This is a genomic window from Micromonospora sp. A202, from assembly GCF_006715105.1.
GTDB classification, from domain to species: Bacteria; Actinomycetota; Actinomycetes; order Mycobacteriales; family Micromonosporaceae; genus Micromonospora; species Micromonospora zamorensis.
On the sequence record NZ_VFMP01000001.1, the window covers coordinates 221,137 to 246,680 of the forward strand.

Annotated in this window: 24 protein-coding genes; 19 read left to right on the forward strand and 5 right to left on the reverse strand. The window is 71.1% G+C overall.

The genetic code is table 11. The annotated features are described in order from the left end of the window. Positions 1-195 precede the first annotated feature (195 nt). On the reverse strand, positions 196-1,302 hold the full coding sequence (locus tag FBZ33_RS01055; protein ID WP_141907682.1) for a citrate synthase 2: 1,107 nt from the start codon (positions 1,300-1,302) through the stop codon (positions 196-198). Positions 1,303-1,581: 279 nt separating this feature from the next. Between FBZ33_RS01055 and pdxH the strand changes: the two genes are divergently transcribed. The 7 genes from pdxH to FBZ33_RS01090 all read left to right on the forward strand — a co-directional run bounded on the left by pdxH (position 1,582) and on the right by FBZ33_RS01090 (position 7,749). Beyond that, positions 1,582-2,211, forward strand: coding sequence for a pyridoxamine 5'-phosphate oxidase (pdxH, locus tag FBZ33_RS01060; protein WP_141912321.1), 630 nt, complete (start codon positions 1,582-1,584; stop codon positions 2,209-2,211). Next, entirely contained in the window at positions 2,208-3,506 is a 1,299-nt protein-coding gene (locus FBZ33_RS01065; RefSeq protein WP_141907683.1) for an MFS transporter, read from the forward strand. The genes pdxH and FBZ33_RS01065 overlap by 4 nt, the downstream gene beginning before the upstream one ends. Before the next feature lie 18 nt (positions 3,507-3,524). Then, positions 3,525-4,454: an aldose 1-epimerase family protein gene (locus FBZ33_RS01070; protein WP_141907684.1), complete on the forward strand. Its 930-nt coding sequence runs from the start codon at positions 3,525-3,527 to the stop codon at positions 4,452-4,454. Further along, entirely contained in the window at positions 4,454-5,056 is a 603-nt protein-coding gene (locus tag FBZ33_RS01075) for a nitroreductase family protein (RefSeq protein WP_141907685.1), read from the forward strand. Before FBZ33_RS01070 ends, FBZ33_RS01075 begins: the two co-directional genes overlap by 1 nt. A gap of 187 nt (positions 5,057-5,243) precedes the next feature. Next, positions 5,244-5,549 carry a type II toxin-antitoxin system VapB family antitoxin gene (locus tag FBZ33_RS01080; protein WP_030329612.1) on the forward strand — a complete coding sequence of 102 codons (306 nt, stop codon included), beginning with the start codon at positions 5,244-5,246 and terminating at the stop codon, positions 5,547-5,549. Between the two features lie 44 nt (positions 5,550-5,593). Continuing rightward, positions 5,594-6,757, forward strand: a complete 1,164-nt coding sequence (locus FBZ33_RS01085; RefSeq protein WP_099856949.1) for an acyl-CoA dehydrogenase family protein — start codon at positions 5,594-5,596, stop codon at positions 6,755-6,757. A gap of 173 nt (positions 6,758-6,930) precedes the next feature. After that, positions 6,931-7,749 (forward strand): DUF4230 domain-containing protein, encoded by an 819-nt coding sequence (locus FBZ33_RS01090; protein ID WP_141907686.1) that lies wholly within the window; start codon positions 6,931-6,933, stop codon positions 7,747-7,749. A gap of 355 nt (positions 7,750-8,104) precedes the next feature. On the opposite strand, the gene FBZ33_RS01095 is transcribed toward FBZ33_RS01090, so the two are convergent. Beyond that, the gene (locus FBZ33_RS01095; protein WP_088951236.1) at positions 8,105-8,314 is read right to left on the reverse strand and encodes a PspC domain-containing protein; all 210 of its coding nucleotides are present in this window, start codon (positions 8,312-8,314) and stop codon (positions 8,105-8,107) included. A 471-nt stretch (positions 8,315-8,785) separates the two neighbouring features. Between FBZ33_RS01095 and FBZ33_RS01100 the strand changes: the two genes are divergently transcribed. The 10 genes from FBZ33_RS01100 to FBZ33_RS01145 all read left to right on the forward strand — a co-directional run bounded on the left by FBZ33_RS01100 (position 8,786) and on the right by FBZ33_RS01145 (position 22,279). Then, positions 8,786-10,156 (forward strand): L-serine ammonia-lyase, encoded by a 1,371-nt coding sequence (locus FBZ33_RS01100; RefSeq protein ID WP_088951237.1) that lies wholly within the window; start codon positions 8,786-8,788, stop codon positions 10,154-10,156. A 72-nt stretch (positions 10,157-10,228) separates the two neighbouring features. Further along, positions 10,229-11,056: an ABC transporter permease gene (locus FBZ33_RS01105; protein ID WP_141907687.1), complete on the forward strand. Its 828-nt coding sequence runs from the start codon at positions 10,229-10,231 to the stop codon at positions 11,054-11,056. A gap of 1 nt (position 11,057) precedes the next feature. Further along, positions 11,058-11,804 carry an ABC transporter ATP-binding protein gene (locus tag FBZ33_RS01110; protein ID WP_141907688.1) on the forward strand — a complete coding sequence of 249 codons (747 nt, stop codon included), beginning with the start codon at positions 11,058-11,060 and terminating at the stop codon, positions 11,802-11,804. Further along, positions 11,801-13,768, forward strand: a complete 1,968-nt coding sequence (locus FBZ33_RS01115; protein WP_141907689.1) for a DUF5941 domain-containing protein — start codon at positions 11,801-11,803, stop codon at positions 13,766-13,768. The genes FBZ33_RS01110 and FBZ33_RS01115 overlap by 4 nt, the downstream gene beginning before the upstream one ends. Positions 13,769-13,783: 15 nt before the next feature. Next, positions 13,784-15,994: a bifunctional glycosyltransferase family 2 protein/CDP-glycerol:glycerophosphate glycerophosphotransferase gene (locus tag FBZ33_RS01120; protein ID WP_141907690.1), complete on the forward strand. Its 2,211-nt coding sequence runs from the start codon at positions 13,784-13,786 to the stop codon at positions 15,992-15,994. 133 nt (positions 15,995-16,127) lie between these two features. Further along, positions 16,128-17,429, forward strand: a complete 1,302-nt coding sequence (locus FBZ33_RS01125; protein ID WP_141907691.1) for an ABC transporter ATP-binding protein — start codon at positions 16,128-16,130, stop codon at positions 17,427-17,429. 94 nt (positions 17,430-17,523) lie between these two features. Next, a complete protein-coding gene (locus FBZ33_RS01130; RefSeq protein WP_141907692.1) occupies positions 17,524-18,519 on the forward strand; it encodes a hypothetical protein in 996 nt (331 codons plus the stop codon). Positions 18,520-18,582: 63 nt separating this feature from the next. Next, a complete protein-coding gene (locus FBZ33_RS01135; RefSeq protein ID WP_141907693.1) occupies positions 18,583-19,047 on the forward strand; it encodes a DUF4442 domain-containing protein in 465 nt (154 codons plus the stop codon). 59 nt (positions 19,048-19,106) lie between these two features. Further along, positions 19,107-19,910 (forward strand): beta-phosphoglucomutase family hydrolase, encoded by an 804-nt coding sequence (locus tag FBZ33_RS01140; RefSeq protein WP_141907694.1) that lies wholly within the window; start codon positions 19,107-19,109, stop codon positions 19,908-19,910. Next, the gene (locus FBZ33_RS01145; protein WP_141907695.1) at positions 19,907-22,279 is read left to right on the forward strand and encodes a glycoside hydrolase family 65 protein; all 2,373 of its coding nucleotides are present in this window, start codon (positions 19,907-19,909) and stop codon (positions 22,277-22,279) included. The genes FBZ33_RS01140 and FBZ33_RS01145 overlap by 4 nt, the downstream gene beginning before the upstream one ends. 47 nt (positions 22,280-22,326) lie before the next feature. Here the strand turns inward: FBZ33_RS01145 and FBZ33_RS01150 are convergent, their stop codons facing one another. Beyond that, on the reverse strand, positions 22,327-22,506 hold the full coding sequence (locus FBZ33_RS01150; protein WP_141907696.1) for a hypothetical protein: 180 nt from the start codon (positions 22,504-22,506) through the stop codon (positions 22,327-22,329). A 170-nt stretch (positions 22,507-22,676) separates the two neighbouring features. On the opposite strand from FBZ33_RS01150, the gene FBZ33_RS01155 reads away from it, so the two are divergent. Beyond that, positions 22,677-23,330 (forward strand): dienelactone hydrolase family protein, encoded by a 654-nt coding sequence (locus tag FBZ33_RS01155; protein WP_141907697.1) that lies wholly within the window; start codon positions 22,677-22,679, stop codon positions 23,328-23,330. Here the strand turns inward: FBZ33_RS01155 and FBZ33_RS01160 are convergent, their stop codons facing one another. Beyond that, positions 23,331-24,452 (reverse strand): AI-2E family transporter, encoded by a 1,122-nt coding sequence (locus FBZ33_RS01160; RefSeq protein WP_141907698.1) that lies wholly within the window; start codon positions 24,450-24,452, stop codon positions 23,331-23,333. Positions 24,453-24,677: 225 nt separating this feature from the next. Between FBZ33_RS01160 and FBZ33_RS01165 the strand changes: the two genes are divergently transcribed. Further along, positions 24,678-24,848 carry an antitoxin gene (locus FBZ33_RS01165; protein ID WP_370453066.1) on the forward strand — a complete coding sequence of 57 codons (171 nt, stop codon included), beginning with the start codon at positions 24,678-24,680 and terminating at the stop codon, positions 24,846-24,848. Positions 24,849-24,915: 67 nt separating this feature from the next. On the opposite strand, the gene FBZ33_RS01170 is transcribed toward FBZ33_RS01165, so the two are convergent. Next, complete coding sequence (locus tag FBZ33_RS01170; RefSeq protein WP_141907700.1) at positions 24,916-25,521, reverse strand: hemerythrin domain-containing protein; 606 nt, start codon at positions 25,519-25,521, stop codon at positions 24,916-24,918. Positions 25,522-25,544 lie beyond the last annotated feature (23 nt).

Genomic DNA, 25,544 nt, shown 5'->3' on the forward strand with positions numbered 1-25,544 from the left:
CCTTCCGCAAGGGCGAGGGCGGGCCCGGCGACACTGCCGGCCCTCATCCTCGCACCCGGACCCATCGGTGGAAGCCGGGCCCCCGAGGGCAGGTCTGAGGCCTTCGCCACACCCGGCGTCCTCAGCGCGCCCAGAGGTACGAAAGGGGGCCCCTCCTCGACGGCAGGCGTCGAGAAGGGGCCCCCTCGTGTCAAATCAGACGCCGTGCGGAATGGCGGCCCAGCCCTCGACGTCGGACGGCTTGCGGGTCTCCGGGCCGACGTAGCGGGCGGACGGGCGCACCAGCCGCTGAAGGCGCTTCTGCTCCAGGATGTGCGCGCTCCAGCCACCCATCCGTGCGCAGGTGAACATCGAGGTGAACATGTGCGCCGGCACCTCGGCGAAGTCCAGCACCACGGCCGACCAGAACTCGACGTTGGTGGCCAGCACCCGGTCCGGGCGGCGGGCCTGCAACTCGGCGAGGGCGGCCTTCTCCAGTGCCTCGGCGATCTCGAAGCGCGGCGCGCCCAGCTCCTTGGCCGTGCGCCGCAGCACGCGGGCGCGCGGGTCCTCGGCCCGGTAGACGCGGTGGCCGAAGCCCATCAACCGCTCACCGCGATCGAGGATGCCCTTGACGTAACCCTCGGCGTCGCCGCTGCGCTCCACCGCCTCCAGCATGCTGAGAACGCGGGACGGCGCGCCGCCGTGCAGCGGGCCGGAGAGGGCGCCGATGCCCGACGAGATGCAGGCCGCCGCGTCCGCCCCGGTGGAGGCGACGATGCGGGCGGTGAAGGTGGACGCGTTCAGGCCGTGCTCGGCGGCCGAGATGAAGTACGCGTCGACGGCCTTGACGTGCCGCGGGTCGGGTTCGCCGCGCCAACGCTTCATGAACCGCTCGACGATGGTCTGCGCCTTGTCGATCTCCTTCTGCGGCACCGCCGGCAGGCCGAGGCCCCGGGCGGACTGGGCGACGAAGGAGAGCGCGGTCACCGACACCCGGGCGAGGTCTTCGCGGGCCTGCTCGTCGGAGATGTCCAGCAGTTGGTTAAGCCCCCAGTACGGGGCCAGCATGGCGACCGCGGACTGCACGTCGACGCGGATGTCGCCGGAGTGCACCGGCACCGGGAACGGCTCCGCCGGCGGCAGGCCCGGCCCGAAGCGGCCGTCCACCAGCAGCGCCCAGACGTTTCCGAAAGACACCTGCCCGATCAGATCCTCGATGTCGACCCCGCGATAGCGCAGCGCGCCGCCCTCACGGTCAGGTTCGGCGATCTCGGTCTCGAAGGCGACGACGCCCTCCAGCCCGGGTTTGAAATCAGCCATGTCGCTCTCCTGGATCTGGTCGGTGCGCCCGAACAGCTCATCCGGCCCGGTCGGCCGGGCGCCTTAGGCGACCCTCAGGGATGTGTTCGCAACATCTTGCCTGCTGAGTAAGGGATACGCGACCCGCTGCGACTGTGCTGCACGCGACATCCCCGGGCGCGCAATCTCCGCTGGACTCGGTGAGACTGGGCGGTGCGTGCTGGCCAGCGCGGGAGGGCGTTGGCGGGGCCGCCGAGAAGGAGTGGGCACGTGACGGGTGACACACCCGCCCCGGCTGCGATGCGTAACGAGTACGCCGCGGACCTGGGCCTGACCGAGGCTGACCTGGCCGCCGACTGGCACACCCAGTTCGGCAGCTGGTTCGCCGACGCGGTGGCCTTCGGGCTACCCGAACCGAACGCGATGGTGGTGGGCACCGCGGACCCGGCCGGTCGGCCGAGCGGTCGGACGGTGCTGCTGAAGGGGTACGACCCCGAGGGGTTCGTCTTCTTCACCAACCACCTGTCGCGCAAGGGCGTCGAGGCGTCCGCCAACCCGTACGCCAGCCTGGTCTTTCCGTGGTTTCCCATGCAGCGCCAGGTGGTGGTCGCCGGGCGGGTCGCGCCGGTCGACCGCGCGACGAGCGAGGCGTACTTCACCAGCCGGCCGCGCGGCTCCCAACTGGGCGCCTGGGCCAGCCCGCAGTCGCAGGTGGTGTCGGGCCGGGCCGAGCTGGAGGAGAGCTACCGGGAGGTGGCCGAGCGGTTCGCCGACGAGGACGTGATCCCGACGCCGTCGCACTGGGGCGGGTTGCGGGTCCACCCCGAGTCGGTGGAGTTCTGGCAGGGTCGGGCCGGCCGGTTGCACGATCGGCTCCGCTTCCGTCGTCTCGACGAGGGCGGTTGGATCGTCGAGCGGTTGGCGCCGTGACAGGTGTGCAGGAGGCTCGGCCGCGCGGAGCGCGCCGCTGGGCCCTCGACGTACGCCCGCTGCGCGTGCCCGCGTACCGGCGGCTCTGGCTCGGCAACACCGTGGCGATGTTCGGCTTCCAGTTCACGGCCGTCGCGGTGCCGGTGGAGATGTACGCCCTGACCAGGGACTCCCTCTGGGTCGGCTTGCTGGGCGTGGCGGCCTTCGTACCGTTGCTGGTCTTCGGGCTCTGGGGCGGCGCGGTCGCCGACGCCCGCGACCGCCGCGCGGTGCTGCTCGGCGGCTCATTGTTGCTCTGGGCATCCACCCTCGGGCTGTTGGTCCAGGCACTGCTGAACGTGGGCAGCCCGGTGCTCCTGTTGGCGCTGATGGCGTTGCAGTCGGTGGCGTTCGCGATCAGCTCGCCGGCCCGCAGTGCCATGCTGCCCCGACTGGTCCCGGACGACCTCGTCCCAGCCGCCGCCACCCTGAACTACACGACCTTCACCGCCGCCTCGGTGGCCGGCCCGCTGGCCGCGGGCCTGATCCTCGCCGCGTCGCCGGACACCGCTGTGGTCCTGCCGATCGCGTACGGGGTGGACGCGCTGCTGTTCACCGCGATGCTCTGGGCGGCGCTGCGCCTGCCCTCGCTGCCGCCCGAGCCGAGCGCCGACGGTCAGGTCCGACGAGCCGGCCTGGCTAGTGTCATCGACGGATTCCGCTACCTGGCCACCACACCGGTACTCCTGCTGTCCTTCGGGGTGGACCTGATCGCGATGATCCTCGCCATGCCGCGGGCGCTCTTCCCGGAGATCGCCCACGAACGGTTCGGCGGTGGTGGGTCCGTCGGCCTGCTCTACAGCGCCATCGCGATCGGCTCGATGATCGGTGGTCTGACCTCCGGCTGGATCGGCCGGCTCCGCCGGCAGGGGCTCGGTCTGGTGCTCGCGGTGGTGGGTTGGGGCCTGGCGATCGCCGCGGCTGGGTTGGCCCAGCAGCTCTGGCTGATGGTCGCGCTGCTCGCCGTTGCCGGGGCCGCCGACCTGATCAGCGCGGTGCTGCGCCAGTCGATGCTGCTGGTCTACGCACCGGACCGGATGCGCGGCCGGCTCCAGGGCGTCAACACGGTCGTGGTGGCGGGTGGCCCACGTTTGGGCGACCTCCGGGCCGGCACCATGGCCGCCGGGTTCGGCGGCGGGGTGGCCTGGGTGGCCGGCGGGCTCGCCTCGGCGGTGCTCGTGGTCGTGCTCGCAGTGGCGTTCCCGGCACTGCTGCGCTACCGGGCCACTACCGCGTCGAGCAACGACCGGGTCTGACCGGTTAGGGTCGCCGGCATGGAAAGCCCCGATCAGCGCCCCTTCTCCGGCGCCCAGTGGACCATCTCCGCCGCCGGTCACGAGGCCGTCATCGTGGAGGTGGGCGGTGGGCTCCGGACGTACCGGCACGACGGTGTCGACCTGGTAGACGGGTACCAGACCGACGAGGTGTGCCCCGGCTGCGCCGGGCAGGTGCTGGCACCCTGGCCGAACCGGATCCGCGATGGCCGCTACGCGTTCGGGGAGCGGGCGCTCCAGCTCCCGCTGACCGAGCCGGAGCGGCACGTGGCCATCCACGGGCTGGTCAACTGGGTGCCGTGGCGTCTGCTGGAGCAGTCGGAGGCCGCGGTGACCCTCGGCTACGACCTGCCGCCGCAGCCCGGCTACCCGTGGCCGTTGCGGCTGCTCAGCCGGTGGAGCGTCGGCGCGGACGGGCTGCGCGCCGAGCACGAGGTGACCAACATCGGCGGGGAGGCCGCGCCGTTCGGCTTCTCCGTGCACCCGTACCTGCAGCTGCCGGGCGTCGCGGTCGACGACCTGGTCATGCGGCTTCCGACCCGTACCCGGTTGTTGGTGGACGGTCGGCTGCTGCCGGTCGGCGCGACCCCGGTGGCCGGGACCGAGTACGACTGGACCAGCCCGCGCCGGATCGGCGCCGCCGAGCTGGATCTCTGCTTCGGCGAGGTGATCCGCGACGCTGACGGCGGCTCGTCGGTGAGCCTGTCCGCGCCGGACGGTTCGGCGGGGGTGAGCATCTGGGCGGACGCGGAGTTCGGCTGGTGGCAGGTGTTCACCGGGGACGCGCTCACCGGTGACCGGCACCGCCGCTCGGTGGCGATCGAGCCGATGACCTGCCCGCCGGACGCGTTCCGCTCGGGCCGGGACGTGCTCACGCTCAAGCCTGCTACGACCTGGCGGGGTGCCTGGGGCATCCGGCCCGGGGCCTGATGGAGTTCGCCGAGGTCGTCCGGCGTCGGCGGATGGTGCGCAACTACGACCCGGACCGCCCCGTCCCGCCCGACGTGGTGGACCGGCTGCTCGACCACGCGGTCCGCGCACCGTCGGCCGGGTTCGCTCAGGGCTGGGGTTTCCTGGTCCTGGAGGAGCCGGCCGACCGGGAGCGGTTCTGGGCGGCCACCACACCGGACGGCGGTGGGCGGGAGCGCTGGCTGGCCGGGATGCGCCGGGCACCACTGATCGTGGTGCCGCACGCCAACGCGTCGGCCTACCTGCGGCGGTACGCGGAGCCGGACAAGGGGTGGACGGACCGGTCCACCGACCGTTGGCCGGTGCCGTACTGGCACGTGGACACCGGCTTTGCGGCGCTGCTGATGTTGCTCACCGCCGTGGACGAAGGGCTGGGGGCCTGTTTCTTCGGCATTCCGCCGCAGCAACTCGCCCCCTACCGCGACGCGTTCGGTGTGCCGGAGGAATACCAGCCCGTCGGTGCCGTCACAATCGGTTACCGGGCAGCGGACCATCGGTCACCGTCGCTGCGCCGGGGGCGTCGTCCGATGGACGAGGTGGTGCGGCGCGGCCGGTGGAGTTGAGCACTCCGTCCCGTTTGTCCGCTTGAGGATCGGACGACCGGTAGCGAAACTGACATCAGGGAGCGAAACGCGTCGTGCGCTGGGCGGCTAGGCTGGCACGGTCATCGGTGCCGCGCCGCGCGGTGCCCGCCGCGGCCCGGCTCGGCGCCGTCGGTCGGCCCGGCCACGGGGAGGGGAGCGTGCCGTCGTGATCTTCAGAGCGGTCCGGGACGGGCGTCCCTATCCGGAACACAATCTGACGCTCAAGCAGTGGGCGGAGATTCCGCCCCGGCCACTGCGCCTGGACCAGATGATCACCACCAAGCGTGAGCTGGCGCTCGACAAGCTGCTCGCCGAGGACTCCACCTTCTACGGTGACCTCTTCCCGCACGTCGTGCAGTGGAACGGTGGGCTCTACCTTGAGGACGGGCTGCACCGCGCGTTGCGGGCCGCCCTGCAGCAGCGCAACCAGATCCACGCCCGGGTGCTGGTGCTCTCCGAGCCGATCGAGTGACGAGCCCTTCTGTCGCTCGCTGAACCTTCGTTAGGGTGGCGTCCATGACCGCTGCGCTGGACCTGCTCGATCTGGACCCGTCGCTCACCGACGAAGAGCGACAGATCCGCGACGTCGTCCGCCAACTCGTCGACGACCGGGTGCGCCCGCACGTCGCCGACTGGTACGAACAGGGCCAGGTGCCAGCCCGCGAGCTGGCCCGGGAGTTCGGCAAGCTCGGCCTGCTCGGCATGCACCTCACCGGCTACGGCTGCGCTGGCGCCTCCGCCGTCGCGTACGGCCTGGCCTGCCAGGAGCTGGAGGCCGGCGACTCCGGCCTCCGCTCGCTCGTCTCGGTACAGGGCTCGCTCGCCATGTACGCCATCTGGCGCTACGGCAGCGAGGAGCAGAAGCAACGCTGGCTGCCGTCGATGGCCACCGGCGAGGCGATCGGCTGCTTCGGCCTGACCGAGCCGGACCACGGCTCCGACCCCGCCTCGATGACCACCCGCGCCCGCCGCGACGGCGACGACTGGGTGCTCACCGGCGCCAAGATGTGGATCACCAACGCGCCGATCGCCGACGCCGCGGTGATCTGGGCGCGCACCGACGAGGGCGTGCGGGGTTTCCTCGTACCCATGGACACGCCCGGTGTCACGGCCCGGGAGATCCGCCGCAAGATGTCGCTGCGCGCGTCGGTGACCGGCGAGATCGCGCTCGACGACGTCCGGCTCCCGGCGGACGCCCAACTGCCCGAGGCGATCGGGCTCAAGGCGCCGCTGAGCTGTCTCACCGAGGCCCGGTACGGCATCGTCTGGGGCGCGGTGGGCGCCGCCCGTGACTGCCTGGAAACCACACTGGCGTACGCCACCACCCGCACCCAGTTCGGTCGCCCGCTGGCCGGCTTCCAGCTCACCCAGGCGAAACTCGCCGACATGGCCGTCGAGCTGGTGAAGGGGCAACTGCTCGCGCTGCACCTGGGCCGGCTCGCCGACGCCCACCGGCTGCGACCCGAGCAGGTCAGCGTGGGCAAGCTGAACAACGTGCGGGAGGCCCTGGCCATCGCCCGGCAGTGCCGCACCATCCTCGGCGCCAACGGAGTCTCTGGCGAATACCCGATCATGCGGCACGCCAACAACCTGGAGAGCGTCCTGACGTACGAGGGCACCTCCGAAATCCACCAGCTGGTCGTCGGGCAGCGACTCACCGGGATCTCCGCGTTCGCGTGACCTGCGCGCGCGTGACCTGCGCGCGCGTGACCTGCCCGCGTGCTGACCTGCGCGCGTGACCTGCCCGCGCGTGACCTGCCCGTTTGTGCTTTCCGGCCGCTCGACGCGCGGCTGTCGTACGGGGGCCGTACCGTCATTGGCAGACGACGTGTCTGACGAGGACGGTGAGCGTGATGGCCCGCGACGCTGGCATCAACGAGCCCACGAGGGAGTTTCCCGGTTACCCGACCGGTGACGATCTCAAGGAGCGGTCGGCCGCGACACCCGAGCCGACCATGGACACACCGGGCGGCCCCGGTGGCCCGACGGGTGGCCCGATGGGCGGCAGCGGTGGCCCGACGGGTGGTGGTGGTGGCGGGGCCCGTGGCCTGCTCCTGCTGCTCGGCGCCGCCGCGCTCGCCGTGGTGGTGCTGCTCGGCATCCAGGCGACCGGCATCCTGCCGGATTTCCGCAACCCGTTCGCCAAGGAGCAGACCGACCGCAGCCAGCCACCACTGCTGAAGTCGATCCAGGACCTCAGCCGCTACGTGGCGGCCGAAGGCAATTTCCAGGTCGTGGTCGACACCCAGAACGACCGGCGCAACGTTCCCGACTTCCTGCTCAACGAGCGCACCCTGTTCGTCGGGGCCGGCAGCATCGAGGCGTACGTCGACTTCACCAAGATCGGTGAGGGTGCCGTCGTCCAGTCCGCAGACGGCAAGTCCGTCGAGATCAAACTGCCCGCCCCGCAGCTCGGCGAGACCAACCTCGACATGGAGAAGAGCTACGTCTTCGCGGAGCAGCGCGGTCTGCTCAACCGGCTCGGTGACCTGGTCGGCAACGATCCCAACCGGCAGCAGCAGGTCTACCAGCTCGCCGAGGAGCGGATCACCGCCGCCGCCCGCGACAGCGGTCTATCCGCCCGAGCCGAGGAAAACACCCGCAAGATGCTGGAGGGGCTGCTGCGCTCCCTCGGCTACCAACAGATCACGGTCACCTACACGGCTCCCTGACCGCGACAACCCGTACGCGGAAGCGCCCGCCCCGACGTCCGTCGGAGCGGGCGCTTCTCCATTGGGTCGTCGGCGGTCGCCGCTGGCAGTCGCGGCTGGTAGCCCCCGCTCTGCCGAGCGGCGTGTGCGCTCCTTGATCCACTCGGGCTTGCTGAATTCGGGGTATCACCGGCACCTGGACACCGCGGAATCAGCAAACCCGAGTGGATCAACGGCGAGGTGGGCAGCAACTTCGGGGAAGTTGCTGCCTCGGGCGGGGGCGGGGGGTGGGGGTGGGGGCCCTGGACGTGCGGGAGGCCACTACAACAGGGTTGTAGTGGCCTCCCGGACGCGCGGCGCGCTTGAGGGGTGGGGGTCAGTGCTGGGTGGAGGCCAGGTAGCGATCCTCGTTCGGCATGAGAACCCAGAGGACCAGGTAGACGATCACCTGGGTGCCGGGCAGCAGCAGGGACAGCAGGAACAGCAGCCGGACCATCCCGGCGGACATGCCGAACCGCCGACCGAGGCCGGCGCAGACACCGGCGAGCATGCGCCCCTCGCGGGGCCGGACCAGTTTGCGACTCATCGTCGTACTCCCACTCTGCGGCAGTGCGCCGCGTCTGCAATCCACGGTAGAAGGGGGTGGCCACCTCGCCCTCGGTCCCGAGGATGAGCGGTGACCCGTGGACCCGTAGGTGCTTTACCCGGGCAGCCCCTCGCTGATGCCTCCCGGCGACCCGCCCGCGCCGCGCCCGAGCGCCGCGCACGGCGGGACCGGTGAAGATCGCGCTCGTTCACGGGGTGGCCTCGGGGAAGGGCCCAGGCCACTGCAACATGGATCGAGCGTGATCTTGCAATGGCCGTGAGACGGCGGTCAGGTGCTCGCCTCCCGGTGGCCGGGTGGGCGTTGAGCTGGGCGGGTAGGCTGGCAGATCGGCCACCCACACCCCGGGTGACCGGCACCCATACCCCGGGCGGTCACGAGCGGGGCCGTCAGACCGGCGGTCACGACCCGGCCGGGTCCCGTACGCCGGGACGACGGCGAGGAAGCGCGGCCATGATCAGTGTTTTCGACCTCTTCAGCGTTGGTATCGGGCCGTCCAGCTCGCACACGGTGGGGCCGATGCGGGCCGCGCGTACGTTCGTTGGCGGGCTCAAGGCCGACGGGCTGCTCAGCGACGTCGCACGGGTGCAGGCCGAGCTGTTCGGCTCGCTGGGTGCCACGGGGCACGGGCACGGCAGTGGCCCGGCGGTGCTGCTGGGGTTGTCCGGGGAGTCGCCGGAGACTGTCGACACGGACACCGTCGGCCCTCGCGTCGAGCGGATCCGGGCCGAGCGGCGGATCAACATCCTCGACGCGCACGAGATCGACTTCGACCCGGACCGGGACCTGACGCTGCACCGTCGCCGGTCGCTTCCGTACCACCCGAACGGGATGACCTTCGCGGCGTACGACGGGGCCGGGGCCGAGCTGCGCAGTCGCACCTACTACTCCGTCGGTGGTGGCTTCGTGGTGGACGAGGCCGCGGCCGGCGCGGACCGGATCAAGCCGGACAGCACAGTGGTGCGGTACCCGTTCCTGACCGGGGCGCAACTGTTGGAGGTCACCACCCGCACCGGGCTGTCGATCAGCGAGGTGATGCTGGCCAACGAGCGTTCCTGGCGCAGCGAGGCGGACATCCGGGCGGGCCTGCTGGAGATCTGGCGGGTGATGCGGGAGTGCGTGGAGCGCGGCTGTGAGCGCGACGGCGTACTCCCTGGGGGGTTGAAGGTCCGGCGGCGCGCGGCGGAGCTGCGGCGCGGCCTGGAGGCGGACGCCGGAACGCCCGACCCGCTGCACGCGATGGACTGGGTGACGCTGTTCGCCCTGGCGGTCAACGAGGAGAACGCCGCCGGTGGCCGGGTGGTCACCGCGCCGACCAACGGGGCGGCCGGGATCATTCCGGCGGTGCTGCACTACTACGCCCGGTTCGTGCCGGGGGCGTCCGACGACGGTGTGGTGCGGTTCCTGCTGACGGCCGGCGCGATCGGGGTGCTGTTCAAGGAGAATGCCTCGATCTCCGGTGCGGAGGTGGGCTGCCAGGGTGAGGTCGGTTCGGCGTGCTCGATGGCGGCGGCGGGGCTGGCCGAGGTGCTCGGTGGCACCCCGGAGCAGGTGGAGAACGCGGCCGAGATCGGGATGGAGCACAACCTCGGGTTGACCTGTGACCCGGTGGGTGGCCTGGTGCAGATCCCCTGCATCGAGCGGAACGCGGTGGCTAGCATCAAGGCGATCACGGCCGCCCGGCTGGCGCTGCGCGGCGACGGTGTGCACAAGGTGTCGCTGGACAAGGTCATCAAGACCATGCGGGAGACGGGCGCCGACATGAAGGTCAAGTACAAGGAGACGGCGCGTGGCGGTCTGGCCGTCAACGTGATCGAGTGCTGAGTCCGGTCGATTCCGGGCATTCGTTCACCGACTGCTAACCTGTCGTCCGTTTCAGGAGGCGGGAGGCTCGCGGTGACCTCTGGCGTCGCGGCGTTGTGGTCGCACCGCAACTCGCTGCGCATCCTGGTCAGGCGGGACCTGGCGGTCAAGTACCAGCAGTCGGTGCTGGGCTACTTCTGGTCGTTGATCGAGCCGCTAGGCATGGGCGCCATCTACTGGTTCGTGTTCGGGGTGCTCTACTCCCGCGACACCGGCCGGCATCTCGGCGAGGCGGCCGGGTCGTACCCGTTGTTCCTGATCACCGGCATCTTCGCCTGGATGTGGACCAGCTCGGCGTTGAGCGAGGCCACGAACGCGCTGACCGGCCAGTCCCGGTTGATCACCACGATGAACGTGCCGCGTCAGATCTTCCCGATCGGCCGGGTCACCGGCCGGTTCGCCGAGTACGCGGCAGGCCTGCCGATCCTGATCGCCATCGCGGTGATCTACGCGGTGCACGGTCGGATCCACCCCGGCTGGTCGCTGCTGTCCCTGCCGCTCGCGGTGGCCGTCCAGGCCGTCCTGTTGACCGGGCTCGCCCTGCTGCTGTCCGCCTGGAACGTGCTGATGCGCGACGTGGAACGCTTGATGCGGCTGATCATCCGGGTGCTCTTCTACGCCACGCCGATCATCTATCCGCTCAGCCTGGTCCGGGAGTCCGGCCTGCCTGGCTGGCTGAAGGTGGTGTACGAGCTGAACCCCCTGGTCGGGATCTTCCAGTTGCATCACGCGATCTGGTACCCGGACGAGTTCCCGGACGCCCGGCTGCTCGCCACCACCGTCGTCGGCAGCCTGCTGGTGCTGGCCGCCGGCTGGTGGTCGTTCCGCCGGTTGGAACCCGCAGTGCTCAAGGAACTCTGACGTGGCCACCCCGATCATCGAGGCCGACGGCCTGGGCATCCGGTTCGTCCGGAACCGTCGCCGTCAACTGCGCCTGCGGGAGCTGTTCATCCACCGGGGTGCGCGTGGTGCCCTGCCCGGCCAGTTCTGGCCGTTGCGGGACGTGTCGTTCACGATCGAACCCGGCGAGACGGTCGGCGTGATCGGCCGCAACGGCACCGGCAAGAGTACCCTGCTGCGGTTGATCGCCGGGGTGCTCATCCCCGACGAGGGCGACATCCGTGTGCACGGCGCGGTGGCACCGCTGCTGGAGTTGTCTGCCGGTTTCTCCAACGACCTGACCGGGCGGGAGAACCTGCACCTGGTCGGTGGCCTGCACGGGCTGTCGACGGGCTACCTGAAGCGGCACTTCGACGAGATCGTCGAGTTCGCCGGTGAGCAGGTGGAGCGGGCCATCGACACGTCGGTCCGGCACTACTCGTCGGGCATGAAGGTGCGACTCGGCTTCGCGATCATCTCGCACCTGCCGCACCCGATCCTGCTGATGGACGAGGTGACCGCGGTCGGGGACGCGGAGTTCCGCAAGAAGTGTTACGCGACGATTGATCGTCTGCTCGGGGAGGGGCGCACGCTGGTGTTGGTGTCACACAACGAAAAGGACCTGACCCGGTTCTGTCGTCGGGGGTTGTACCTCGACGCGGGCCGGTTGACGCTCGACGGCACCATCGCCGAGGCGCTCGACGCGTACCAGGCCGCGGTCCCGCGGTGACGCTCGCGATCGTGCTCGCCGCCGGGTCGCCGGCAGCGGGCCTGACCACCGCGACCGGTGAGCCGCTGGCCGACCGCCTGGCCGCCCAGTTGCGCCGGGCCGGTGCCGACGAGGTGCGCTTCGCCGCCACCCTCGACGAGTTGACCGCGCTGGTCGCCACCGCCACCGCCCCCGTGCTGGTCACCGGCACCGACCTGGTGGCGCACACCGCCGTGTTGCGGCACCTGGCCACCAGCCCGGTGGGCCCCACGGTGGCGCTGGTGCTGGGTGACCCGCCGGTGCCCGGGCGCACTGCCGTGCGGGAGGAACGCGGCCAGGTGGTCGACGCCGGTGCCCTGGACGCACTCGACGGGGCCGCCACCGGCGTGTTCGGCGGCGCGCTGCGGGTCGGCGTGGACGACCTGCCGACCCTCGCCGCAGCCGCCCGCGCCGCGGAGGGTGGCCCCGGGTCCGCCGTGGACCGGCTCTTCGCGGGTCTCGCGGCGCTCGGCACGCTGATCTTCGCCCAGCGGGTACGCCTACTCGTCGCCCGCCGGGTCGAGGACGAGGACGAGGACGAGCTGGTCGCTGCCGAGGCGGCGGTGACCGCTGTCGACGAGGACCGGGCCGAGTTGCGGCTGTCGGTGAAGGAGAAGGACGACTTCTTCTCCACCTACTTCGTCAGCACCTGGTCCCCGTACGTGGTCCGGTGGGCGGCCCGGCTGCGGCTCACCCCGACCGGGGTGACGGCGATCTCGGTGCTGTTCGCGCTGGCCGCGGCGGTGCTGTTCGGGGTCGGTGGGCGACCCGCGCTGGTCGGCGGCGCGGTGCTGCTCTACCTCGGCTTCGTGCTGGACTGCGTGGACGGCCAGTTGGCCCGCTACACCCGGCACTTCAGCGCCTGGGGTGGCTGGCTGGACACGATGGCGGACCGGGCGAAGGAATACCTGGTCTACGCCGGGCTGGGCTTCGGGGTGAGCCACGCCGGGCTGGGCAACGGCTGGGCGCTCGCGATCGCCGCGATGACGTTGCAGACCGTCCGGCACATGACCGACACCTGGTACGGGGTGCTGCACGACGAGGCGGCCCGTCGACCGAGAGCGGCGGCGGGTGCCAGCGGCGGGATCGGTGACCGGCTGAACGCGGCGTCGACCCGTGTGCAGGCGGACACCGGGTCGCTGTCGTACTGGCTGAAGCGGACCGTCGTCTTCCCCATCGGCGAGCGGTGGGCGCTGATCGCGCTGACCGTTGCGCTGTTCAACCCGCTGGTCAGCCTCATCGCCGTCCTGGTCTGGGGTGTGCTGGCGTTCGCATACACCGGGGCGCTGCGGACGTTGCGGGCCCGCTGGATGAGGGTGCCGGTGCTGGACACGGTCGACGCCACCCTGCACCGCGACGACGGCCCGCTGGCCCGCTGGCTGCCGGTGGTCCGCCCGATGGGGCCGTTGACCCTGGCGGTGATCGCCGCGCTCGGCCCGGCGGTGCTGCTGGTCGCGGCGCTGTGGGGCGACTCGCCGGACGGGCTGCGCTGGGCGGTGCCGGTGGCGCTGCTGGTGCTGCTGGTCGGCGGCCTGGGCGCGAGGGCCGCGCACAGCGGTCCGCTGGACTGGTTGGTGCCCGCGGCGTTGCGGGCCGCCGAGTACCTGTTCGCCATCGCGATCGGGGTGGTCGGAGGGGCGCCGGGTTGGCTGATCTTCGGGTACGTCTTCGTGCTCACCGTGCACCACTACGACCTGACGGCCCGGCTGGAGAAGCGACAGGCGGCACCGCCGCTGCACGCGTCCACGCTGGGCTGGGAGGTGCGCTCGGCGCTGCTGGCCCTCGCGGCGATTGCCGGCATCGTGGGTATCGGGCTGGCTACACTCGGTGCGTACCTTCTCGTGGTTTTCGTGGTGAGCGTCGTCCTGGCCTGGTTCGTGCGACCGGCCCGTAGCGCGCGGGCGTCGGTCGCGCCGGTGGGCGCTGGAGGTGCCGCGCCGCACTGACGGAGGGACGGCCGGATGACCCTGATCAGCTTCGTGGTGCCGGCCTTCCGCGTGCAGGGATACCTGCGTGAATGTCTGGACTCCGTCCTCGGTCAGCCGGAGACCGACATCGAGGTGATCGCCGTCGACGACTGCTCGCCGGACGCCAGCGGCGAGATCATCGACGAGTACGCGGCCCGCGACCAGCGGGTCCGCTCGGTTCGGCTGTCGGAGAACGTCGGCCTCGGTCCAGCCCGCAACATCGGGTTGGACCGGGCCGTCGGCGAGTACGTGTGGTTCCTCGACGGCGATGACTGGCTGGCGCCGGAGTGCCTGACCGAGGTCGCCGAGCGGTTGCGGGCGACCCGCCCCGACGTGCTGCTGGTCGACCACGTCCGCACCCACTGGAACGACACAGCGACCCGCAGCGCGATGGCCGAGGTGTTCCCGGAGTCGCCCGGCGCGGACACCTTCCGGTTGCGGGACCGGCCGGAGGCGATGCACCTGCTGCACACCGCGTGGAACCGGCTGGTCCGGCGGGAGTTCCTGGCCGACCTGGGGCTGCGCTTCGCACCGGGCTGGTACGAGGACGTCTCGTTCAGCTATCCGGTGCTGATGGCGGCGCAGCGGATCGGCGTACTCGATCGGGTGTGCGTCAACTACCGGCAACGCCGCGCCGGCGCGATCACCCGGACCCGGGGTGACCGGCACTTCGAGGTCTTCCCACAGTGGCACCGGGTCTTCCACCTGATGGACGCGTGGGGCTCGGCGACGGACGCCCTGCGGCCGGCGGTCTTCGAGCGGATGATCTGGCACTACCTGACGGTGCTGGGCAACGGCCAGCGGATCGCCCCGGAGCTGCGACCGGCGTTCTTCGCGCAGATCACCGCCGACTACGAGCGCTGGCTGCCGGCCGGCGGTTATCCGGTGCCGGACGGGGTGGAGGGGATCAAACACCGGCTCGTCGCGTCCGGCCGCTGGCGCACCTTCAGCGCGTTGCGGGCCGCCAGCCGGGCCCGCGACGCCGCCCGTCGGCAGACCCGCACCGCCCGGCGTCGGGTCGGCCCGGTCGCGCGCCGCGGTGCCCGGCTGACCCGCGACGGGTTGCTGCGCGAGTACTACCGGGCCGAGTTGCGTCGGCCGGTCGACCCGACGCTCGCGGTGTACGCCGCCTACTGGTTCCGGGGTTACTCCTGCAACCCGGCGGCGATCTACGAGGCTGCCCGGACGTTGGCGCCGGGGGTGCGCGGCGTGTGGATCGTGCGCCGGGATCGGGTGGACAGCGTGCCGGCCGGGGTGGAGTACGTGGTCGCCGGCACGCCGGCGTACTACCGGGTCCTCGCCCGCGCCCGCTGGCTGGTCAACAACGTCAACTTTCCGGACTTCGTCCGCAAGCGGCCGGAGCAGGTGCACCTGCAGACCCACCACGGCACCCCGGTCAAGGTGATGGGGCTGGACCAGCAGCGCTACCCGATCGGCGCGGGTCGGATGGACTTCGCCGGGCTGCTGCGCCGGGTGGACCGTTGGGACTACAGCGTCAGCGCGAACAGCTTCTCCACCCAGATGTGGGACCGGGCGTACCCGTCCACGTACACGACTCTGGAGGTGGGTTACCCGCGCAACGACCGCCTGGTGACGGCCGGTCCGGACGAGGTGCGTCGGCTGCGCGCGGAGTTCGGCGTCGGCCCCGACGAGCAGGTCGTGCTGTACGCCCCGACACACCGGGAGCACCTTCCCGGCTACCGGCCACCGTTCGACCCGGACCGGTTCGTGCGGGCGCTGGGTGACTCGGGCCGGCTGCTGATGCGCAGCCACTATTTCCACGACCGTGACCGTCGCCCCGGTCGGCCGGTGGACTGGGAACGGGTTCGCGATGTGAGTGGCCACCAACGGGTGGAGGATCTCTACCTGATAGCCGACGTGTTGATCACCGACTATTCGTCGGCGATGTTCGACTATGCGGTGCTGGACCGGCCGATCGTGCTCTATATCCCGGACTGGGAGGCGTACCGGCTGGCCCGAGGGGTCTACTTCGACGTCACGGCCGAACCGCCGGGCGCGGTGGCCACCACCTTCGCCGACCTGGTCGACCTGTTCCGCACCGACGCGGTGCGCTCCGACGCGGCGACCAAGGCCCGTGAGCATTTCCGGGGCCGGTTCTGCACATTGGACGACGGGCACGCGGCGGAACGGGTGGTGCGTGAGGTTTTCCTGGGGGAGCCCAGCGGGCGATCTTCGCGCTGCTGACCGCGCTGTCCGTCTCCTTTGTCGTGTAATTGCGGCGTCATCCGTCGAACATGAGACGTTTACCCGATGTGCGGATCCAATGATCCTGGTCACAGTCTTGTGGGGTTCGGCAGACGAGCTGGGGGGGACGACGGTGAGCACCGTCACGCTCAAGGACGTGAGCAAGGTCTTCAGGGACGGCACGCTGGCAGTCGACAGCATCAATCTTGATGTGAACGACGGCGAGTTCATGGTGCTTCTGGGGCCGTCCGGCTGCGGCAAGTCGACGGTGCTGCGGATGATCGCCGGGTTGGAGGATCCGACCCAGGGCGCGGTGCTGCTCGACGGGGAGTTGGCGAACGACCTGCCTCCGCGCGACCGCAAGATCGCAATGGTCTTCCAGGACTTCGCGCTCTACCCGCACATGAGCGTCGGCGACAACATCGCCTTCCCACTGCGCCTCGCGGGAATCGAGCAGGAGCCGCGGGACGAGCGGGTCAGCGACGTGGCCAGCGCGCTGGGCATCGGCGACGTGCTGGCCCGTAAGCCGGGCCAGCTCTCCGGCGGCCAGCGGCAGCGGGTGGCGATGGGTCGGGCGATCGTCCGGCGGCCCGGCCTGTTCCTGATGGACGAGCCGCTCTCGAATCTGGACAGCGGCCTGCGCGCCGAGCTGCGCGCGGAGATCTCCGGCCTGACCCGGGAGCTGGGGGTCACCACCGTCTACGTCACCCACGATCAGGCCGAGGCGCTCACGATGGCCGACCGGGTCGCCATCATGCGCCGCGGCGTGCTCCAGGACGTCGGCACACCCACCCAGGTGTACGGCCGGCCGGCGACGCTCTACGTGGCCGCCTTCCTGGGCAGCCCACGGATGAACCTGCTGGAGGCGTCGGTCTACGTCCACCTCGACCGGTACGTCACGCTGAACCTCGGTGACCAGTCGCTCTACCTGCCCTGGAACGACATTCGCAGTCGGGCGGTGGCGCACTACCACGGTGAGCGGATCGTGGTCGGCATGCGGGCCGAGGCACTCACCCCGGTCGCCCCGGACAGCCCCGGCGACGTGCTGCGGGGGCGGATCCGCTACCTGGAGCACCACGGGCACGAGTCGCTGGCGTTCCTCGACATTGGTGCGACAGCGGTCGTGGTCGACGAGATGGGTGCGCCGATCGAATCGCCGCCGGTCGGTCAGCGCGGCCTGCGTCGGTTCGGCTCGGTGATGCAGCGCCTCACCGGCAAGCCGGTGGAGCCGCACGAGGCCTCGAGTGGCGCCGGCACCCAGACCAGCGTGCTTCCCGACCCGGGCCGGCACCACCGCCGCCCGGCGGAGCTGGCGGTGCGGCTGGCGCCGTACCCGGCGGTCAGCGCCGGTCATCCGCTCGCCGTCTCGGTCCGGATGGACGCGCTGCACTTCTTCGACGAGCGTGGCGCCCGGATCGACGTGGGTTGGCGCTGACGACTCGCCGGAGCGGGGTGGCGGGCCTACCGTCCGGTGTCCTACCGTCTGCGCACCCAGTCCACAGTGAAAGACCTCCGAGAGGGGTGCACCCGTGTCGGGTGACCGTCCCAGCCCGCTCGTCATCGAGCGCATCCTGCGCGATCGCGGGAGCATCTGGCAGCAGATCGTGGCCGAGCGTGACCTCAACGCGCTGACCGTTCGCATGCTGAGCAGTTCCGCCATCGCGTTGGCCTGTTACGGCGCGGTGCTGGGCGCCTTCCACAGCCCGCTGATGGCACTGACCTCCGCGTTGAAGCTGCCGCTGCTGTTCCTGGTCACGCTGGCCATCTGCCTGCCCACGCTCTACCTGTTCAACCTGGTCTTCGGCGCCCGGCTGTCGGTGCGTCAGTCGTTGGCGCTGGTGATGGTGGCGATCACGGTCACCTCGATGCTCGCCGTGGCGTTCGCGCCGATCAGCCTCTTCTTCCTGATCACCGCGCCCGACTACGGGTTCTTCAAGCTGCTCAACGTGGCGATCCTGACCCTGTCGGCAGTGGTCGGGTTGCGCTTCCTGACCGGCGGGATGCAGGTGCTCAACGACCACGGCCTGCTTGCGCCGGAGGCCGCCAACGCCCAGGCGCACGCGCCGGTCGCGGTCCAGGCCGCCCCGGCCCCGGTCCAGGCTGTGCCGGCCGCCGTGCCCGCCGGATCGACTCCGGCCGCCGGTCAGGGTGCCGAGCCGGTGGCCGTGCCGGCCGGGGCCGCGGTTGCCGAGTCGACGTCGAACGGCGCAGCGACCACCGCGCCGGTTCCGGCGCACGTGCCGGCTCAGTGGGCCGGCCAGCCGGCGGGCGCCTCGTTCCCTCCGGGCGCCCTGGTAGCGCAACGTCCGTGGGGCAGCCCGCCCGTCCGGCGCGGCGACCCGTCGCAGCGGCCGGCCAGCATGACCCTGCTCTACATCTGGATCCTGCTCTTCGGTTTCGTCGGCACCCAGTTGGCGTGGACGCTGCGCCCGTTCTTCGGTGACCCGGGCCAGGATTTCGCCTTCTTCCGCAGCATCGACGGCAACTTCTACGCGGAGATCCTGCGGACGATCGCCAACCTCTGAGCACCGGTCGAGCGCGGAAAGGCCCTGGTTGCCGGCCTGGTTACCGGCTAGTAACGTCAGGACATGACCATCGACTCCCGCCAGGTGGCGGCCGGCATCCTGGAAGCGGTGCCCTTCGCTCGTACGCTCGGCATCGAATTCGTCGAGGTGGCACCCGAGGCGGAGGGCGGGGTGCGGGCGGTCGTCCGGCTGCCCGACTCGCCGGCCACCCACAACCACATCGGCGGCCCGCACGCCGGTGCCATGTTCACCCTCGGCGAGACGGCCTCCGGCGCGGTCGTGCTGGCCGCCTTCGGGCAGCTGCTCGACCGGGCCGTGCCGCTCGCCGTCCGGGCCGACATCGCCTACCGCAAGCTCGCCATGGGCCCGATGCTGGCCACCGCGCGGCTCGGGCGGCCGGCGCTCGAGGTGATCGAGGAGCTGGAGTCCGGCCAGCGGCCGGAGTTCCCGGTCGAGGTGGAGATCGCGACCGAGGAGGGCAAGCCGACCTCGGCGATGACCGTGATCTGGACGCTGCGGCCGAACTGAGGCGCGCCGGGGCGGCGGAAACGGGTTTGCGGGCCCAGTGGGGTGGATAGATTCGTACCGTGCTGGGCCTACCTGCTCACGTGACCGCCTGTCTCTTCGATCTGGACGGTGTGCTGACGCAGACCGCCCGCGTGCACAACGCCGCCTGGAAGCAGACCTTCGACGAGTTTCTCCGGCAGCGAGCCACCGTCTCCGGCGAGCCCTTCCAACCGTTCGACCCGGGCCCGGACTACAACCGCTACGTCGACGGGCGACCCCGCGCCGACGGCGTCCGCTCGTTCCTCGCCTCCCGCGGCATAGTCCTCCCCGAGGGCACCCCGGACGACCCGCCGGACGCCGACACCGTCAACGGCGTGGGCAACCGCAAGAACGTCCTGCTGCTGGAACGCCTCCGCACCGCCGGCGTCGAGGTCTACCCGGGCTCGGTGCACTACCTGGAGGCGGCGAGGGCCGCCGGGCTGCGCCGGGCCGTGGTGACGGCCAGCGCCAACGGTGGCGAGGTGGTCGCCGCTGCCGGGCTGGAACCGCTGCTGGAGGCCCGGGTCGACGGCCTGGTCGCCCGCGGCCAGGGGCTGCGTGGCAAACCGCACCCCGACACCTTCCTCGCCGGGGCCACACTGCTCGGCGTCGACCCGACACGGGCCGCCGTCTTCGAGGACGCGCTCTCCGGGGTGGCCGCCGGCCGTGCCGGTGGCTTCGGCTACGTGGTCGGCGTCGACCGGGTCGGGCAGGCCGACGAGTTGCTCGCGCACGGCGCCGACATCGTGGTCCAAGACCTCGCCGAGCTGCTCGCCGTCGCCGACCCGTCGGTGCCGGCCCGTGCCGCCACCGCCCGCCCCGCCGATGGACGAGGCTCCGCGTGATCCGGGAGCGGGCCTATCCGGTCGAGCCGTGGCACGTCCGGGAGACCCGGCTCGACATGGACGTGCTGGCCCAGTCGGAGTCGGTCTTCGCGCTCTCCAACGGGCACGTCGGCCTGCGCGGCAACCTCGACGAGGGTGAGCCGCACGGCCTGCCCGGCACCTACCTCAACTCGTTCTACGAGCTGCGACCACTGCCGTACGCGGAGGCGGGCTACGGCTTCCCCGAGTCCGGGCAGACCATCGTCAACGTCACCAACGGCAAACTGATCCGACTGCTCGTCGACGACGAACCGCTCGACGTGCGCTACGGGGAACTGCTGGCCCACGAGCGGATCCTCGACCTGCGAGCCGGCACCCTGCACCGGGAGCTGCACTGGCGCTCTCCGGCCGGCCGGGAGGTCAAGGTCCGCAGCACCCGGCTGGTCTCCTTCACCCAGCGGTCGGTCGCCGCCATCAGCTACGAGGTGGAGGCCGTCGACGGTCCGCTGCGGCTGATCGTGCAGTCCGAGTTGGTGGCCAACGAGTCGCTGCCCGCGCAGAGCAAGGACCCCCGGGTGGCGGCGGTGCTGGAGTCACCCCTGCAGGCCGAGGAGGAGCTGACCACCCCTGACGGTGGGCAGCTGATCCACCGCACCAAGGTCTCCGGGCTGCGGGTTGCCGCCGCCATGGAGCACGAGGTCCACGGCCCGGACCACACCACCATCGAGTCCGAGGGCTACCAGGACTGGGTCCGCACCACCATCGCCTGCGTGCTCAAGCCCGGCGAGAAGCTGCGGGTGGTCAAGTACCTGACGTACAGCTGGTCGAGCCGGCGGTCGCTGCCCGCACTGCGCGACCAGGTCGGCGCGGCGCTGGCCGGGGCCCGGCTGGACGGCTGGGACGGCCTGCACCGCGAGCAGCGCAACTACCTCGACGCGTTCTGGGACGCGTCCGACGTGCTGGTCGAGGGCGACCCGGAGGTGCAGCAGGCGGTCCGGTTCGGTCTCTTCCACGTGCTCCAGGCCGGCGCCCGCGCCGAGCAGCGGCCGATCTCGGCGAAGGGGTTGACCGGCCCCGGTTACGACGGGCACGCGTTCTGGGACACCGAGATGTTCGTCCTGCCGGTGCTCACGTACACCCAGCCCAGCGCGGTGCGCAGCGCTCTCCAGTGGCGGCACAGCACGTTGGATTCGGCGAGGGAGCGTGCCGAGACGCTCAACCTCAAGGGTGCCGCCTTCCCCTGGCGGACCATCGAGGGGCCGGAATCGTCGGGGTACTGGCCGGCCGGCACGGCAGCCTTCCACATCGCCGCCGACATCGCCGATGCCACGCGCCGCTACGTAATGGTCACCGGGGACACCCAGATGGAACGGGAGATCGGGCTGGAACTCCTGGTCGAGACCGCCCGGCTGTGGCGCTCGATCGGCCACCACGACCGGCACGGGCAGTTCCACATCGACGGCGTCACCGGCCCGGACGAATACACGGCAGTGAAGAACGACAACGTCTACACCAACCTGATGGCGCAGCGGAACCTGCTCGCCGCCGCCGAGGTGGTGATGCGCTACCGGGACGACGCGTTCCACCTCGGAGTCACCGACGAGGAGGCCGCCAGCTGGCGGGACGCGGCTACCTCGATGCACGTCCCGTACGACGAGGAGCTTGGGGTCCACCAGCAGGTGGAGGGCTTCACCCGGCTCCAGGAATGGGACTTCACCCACACGCCGGCGGAGAAGTATCCGCTGCTGTTGCACTACCCGTACTTCGAGCTGTACCGCAAACAGGTGGTCAAGCAGGCCGACCTGGTCCTCGCGATGCACTGGCGGGGGGACGCGTTCACCCCCGAGCAGAAGGTGCGCAACTTCCTCTACTACGAGCGCCGCACCGTACGCGACTCGTCGTTGTCGGCCTGCACCCAGTCGGTGCTCGCCGCCGAGGTGGGCCACCCGGAGCTGGCGCACACCTACCTGCGCGAAGCCGCGCTGATGGACCTGCACGACCTCAACGAGAACACCCGCGACGGCGTACACATGGCGTCCTTGGCCGGCGCGTGGCTCGCCCTGGTCAGCGGGTTCGGCGGCCTGCGCGACCACCACGGCGAGCTGTCCTTCGCCCCCCGGCTCTCCAGCCGACTCAGCCGGTTGGAATTCTCCCTGCAGTGGCGGGGGCTGTCGCTGCGGGTGGATGTCCGACCACACCAGACCACCTACTCGCTCCGCCACGGCGGCCCGGACGACGTGGTGGAACTACGCCACCATGACCAGGTGCTACGGGTCACCTGTGACGAGCCGGTGACGGTGCCGGTGCCCCCGGCGGAGCCGTCCGGCCCCGCGCCCGAGCAGCCACCGGGCCGGTCACCGCTGCTGCGGCTGCCCGAGCGCGAGCAGTGACGGTCGGGGCGGGATTCGCTCCCGCCCCGACCGCCTCGCACCAGTTGTCAGACCGGCTCGCCGGTTGACGGGCGTCCGATCGCGTCCCGGGGCGCAGCCGCCTTGGGATCGTCGGGCAGCCGGGCCGAAGCGGCCTGGTCCCCGAAGTCCTGCTTGCGCTCGGCGTCCTGTTCGCGCTGGGCCCGCTCGGTCATCTGCTGCTGCTCGGAAATCTGCTGCTTGGCCATGGCGATCCTCGCGATCCGTCGGGGCGCGGCTGCGCCGACACGGTCTGCGGTCAGTCGTCGCGTACCCGGCGCCCCTTTGGGCAAACGCGGCCCGCCGGCGCGGCCGTCGGCGTGCGTGCGGCGCGGCCGGCGGGGTACCCGGCCCGTAGGCGAACTCACGGAGGTGGGGCATGGACGAGCAACGCAGCACGGTGGCCATTCCGGTTGGCGACGCCCGACTCCCCGCTGATCTGATGCTGCCCGCTCAGCCGGTCGGTGTCGTGCTGTTCGCACACGGCAGCGGCAGCTCCCGGCACAGCCCGCGCAACGTGGCGGTGGCCCGTGCCCTGAACGATCGGGGGCTCGGCACGGTGCTGGTGGACCTGCTCACGCCGACCGAGGACGAGGTGGACGCCTGCACCGCCGAACTCCGGTTCGACATCGGGCTGCTGGCCAGTCGACTGGCCGGGATCGTCGACTGGTTGGCGGTGCAACGCCCCGCCGGTGACGTGCCGATCGGGCTGTTCGGCGCCAGCACCGGGGCCGCCGCCGCACTCGTCGCGGCGTCGTCCCGGGCGGATCGGGTGGGTGCCGTGGTCAGCCGGGGCGGCCGGCCGGACCTGGCCGAGGAAGCGCTGGCGCAGGTGCGTACGCCCACGTTGCTCCTGGTTGGCGGCCTGGACGAGGAAGTGATCACGCTCAACGAGCGGGCGCTGGCCGAGATGGGGGAGACCGGCGAGCTGCGGGTGATCCCCGGTGCCACCCACCTCTTCGAGGAGCCCGGCACCCTGGAGCAGGTCGCCGATCAGGCTGGCACCTGGTTCACCACACATCTCAAGCGGTGATCACTCCGCCGGCACGAGAGCCGAGGTCGCACGGCGCTGTTGGACGGTGTCGATGACGCGCCAGAGGACGGCGGTGATCGGGACACTGACGAAGGCGCCCGCGATCCCGGCGATCAGCGTGCCGGCGGTGACCGCCACCAGGATCACCGCCGGGTGCAGCCGTACCTGCCGTTTCATCACCAGCGGTTCCAGCAGGTTGCCCTCGATCTGCTGCACCGCGATCACCGCGGCGAGGGTGAGCAGAGCGGTGGTGGGGCCGTTCGCGGCCAGCGCCACCAGCACCGCCACCGCACCGGCCACCGTCGCCCCGATGATCGGCACGAACCCGCCGAGGAAGGTGATCAGCGCCAGCGGCAGGGCCAACGGCACCCGCAGCACCACCAGAGCCAGCCCGATGCCGAGCGCGTCGATCGCGGCGATCAACATGGTGCCCCGGCTGTACGCACCAAGGGTCTGCCACCCGGCCCGGCCGGCCTCGGCCATCACGGGCTGGGTCGCGCCGGACATCCGGGACACCAGCCAGTGCCACATCGACCGGCCATCCTTGAGCAGGAAGAAGAGCAGCACCAGGGCGAGCAGAGCGGAACCGAACACCTCGGTGGCCGTCCGGGCGCCCGCCACCGGGTCCGGCGAGCTGCCGCTCAACCCCTGTCGGGCCTGGTCCACCAGCCGGTCCAGCTGCGCCTCGGTCACCGGCAGCGTCGACGTCACGAAGTCCCGACTGCGCTCGACGCCCTGCGTCAACTCCTGACTGAGCTGGTCGAACTGACTGGCGGTCAGGTTCCACACCAACGCGCCGACGCCGACCAGGATGCCGAGCAGCAGAAGTACGGTGCACAGCGCGGCAAGTGCCGCCGGCAGACGCAGCCGACGCAGCAGGAGCAGCACCGGGTCGAGCAACGCGGTGAGGAAGACGGTGGCGGCCAGCGCGATGGCCAGCGGCGCCAGCAGGACGGCAATCTTGCCCAGCAGGTAGAGCCCGGCGACGATCACCACCAGGCAGGCGCTCCACAACACCGCGGTTCGGACCAGCCAGGGCAGCGCCGCCCACGACTGGCGCGGGCCGGCGCCGCTCGTTGTCGCTCCGGGATCCGTTGTCGCTCCGGGATCCTCTGCCGCCATGTCGGCCTCCTCGATCTCGGCGAGTCGGTACCCAGCCGGTCCTGCGCCGACACCCGTATCGCTCCAACTGCGCGCTGGCCGCTGCCCGCGCGGATCGTACGCCGTTCGGTGTGCCCCGGGTGGATGTTCGCCAACCGCGTCCGGGACAACGGCGTTTGCGCTGTCCGCCCAAGGGAACGCAATCAGGAGCAACCGGACCTGAGGAGGAGCACCGTGGGTGATTTCATGGACAAGGCCAAGGACTTCGCGGACAAGCACGACAAGCAGGTCGACCAGGGTGCGGAGAAGGCCGGCGACATGGCCGACAAGCGCACCGGCGGCAAGTACGACGACAAGATCGACAAGGGTGTCGACCAGGCCCAGGCGCGCACCGGTGAGGGCGACCAGGTCCGTTGATCCGCCAGACGCCTCCCGGGTCGCCGCGCCGTCGGCGACCCGGGAGCGTTCTGTGTGGACGCACCGGTCAGCGCTGCTGCTCCTCGCGTAACTCGTCCGTCGAGGTGGGCCGGCCGCTCAACGCGTCGCGCATCCGGTCCACCAGACCGATGCCCGGTGCGAGCAGCTTGTTCGCTGGCGGGTGGTGCGGTTTTCCCGGGTGCGGGCGGGTCGGGCCGATCTCCTTGACCGCCGTCACCTTGTCGGCGACCTCGATCAGCTCCTCCCGGGCGGTCGCCGCGCGCAGCCGGGGAAAGAGTTCGTTCTCCTCCTCGCGTACGTGGTCGCGGATCGTGCTCATCAGGTGGGCGAGCAACTCGTCGAAGCGCGGGTCGGACGCGTCGACGGACTCCAGCTCCTTCATGGTCCGTTCGGCGTCGGTGTGCTCCGTTATCTCGCGATCGGCGATCTCATTGCCGTCGGGCAGCGCCTTACGGGCGATCGGATAGACGTACGCCTCCTCGGCGACCGAGTGGCGGACGAGTTCGGCGATCACGACGTCGACGAGTTGGCGGCGGTGTTCGAGGGTGCCCTGGCCGGTCTCCAACTCGACGAAGAGGGCCTCGACCTCACGATGGTCGGCGACCAGGATGTCGACGACGTCATGGTCGTCGTCGTTCTGCGGGTTGCTCATGTCACGGCCCCTTACCGGTTGCG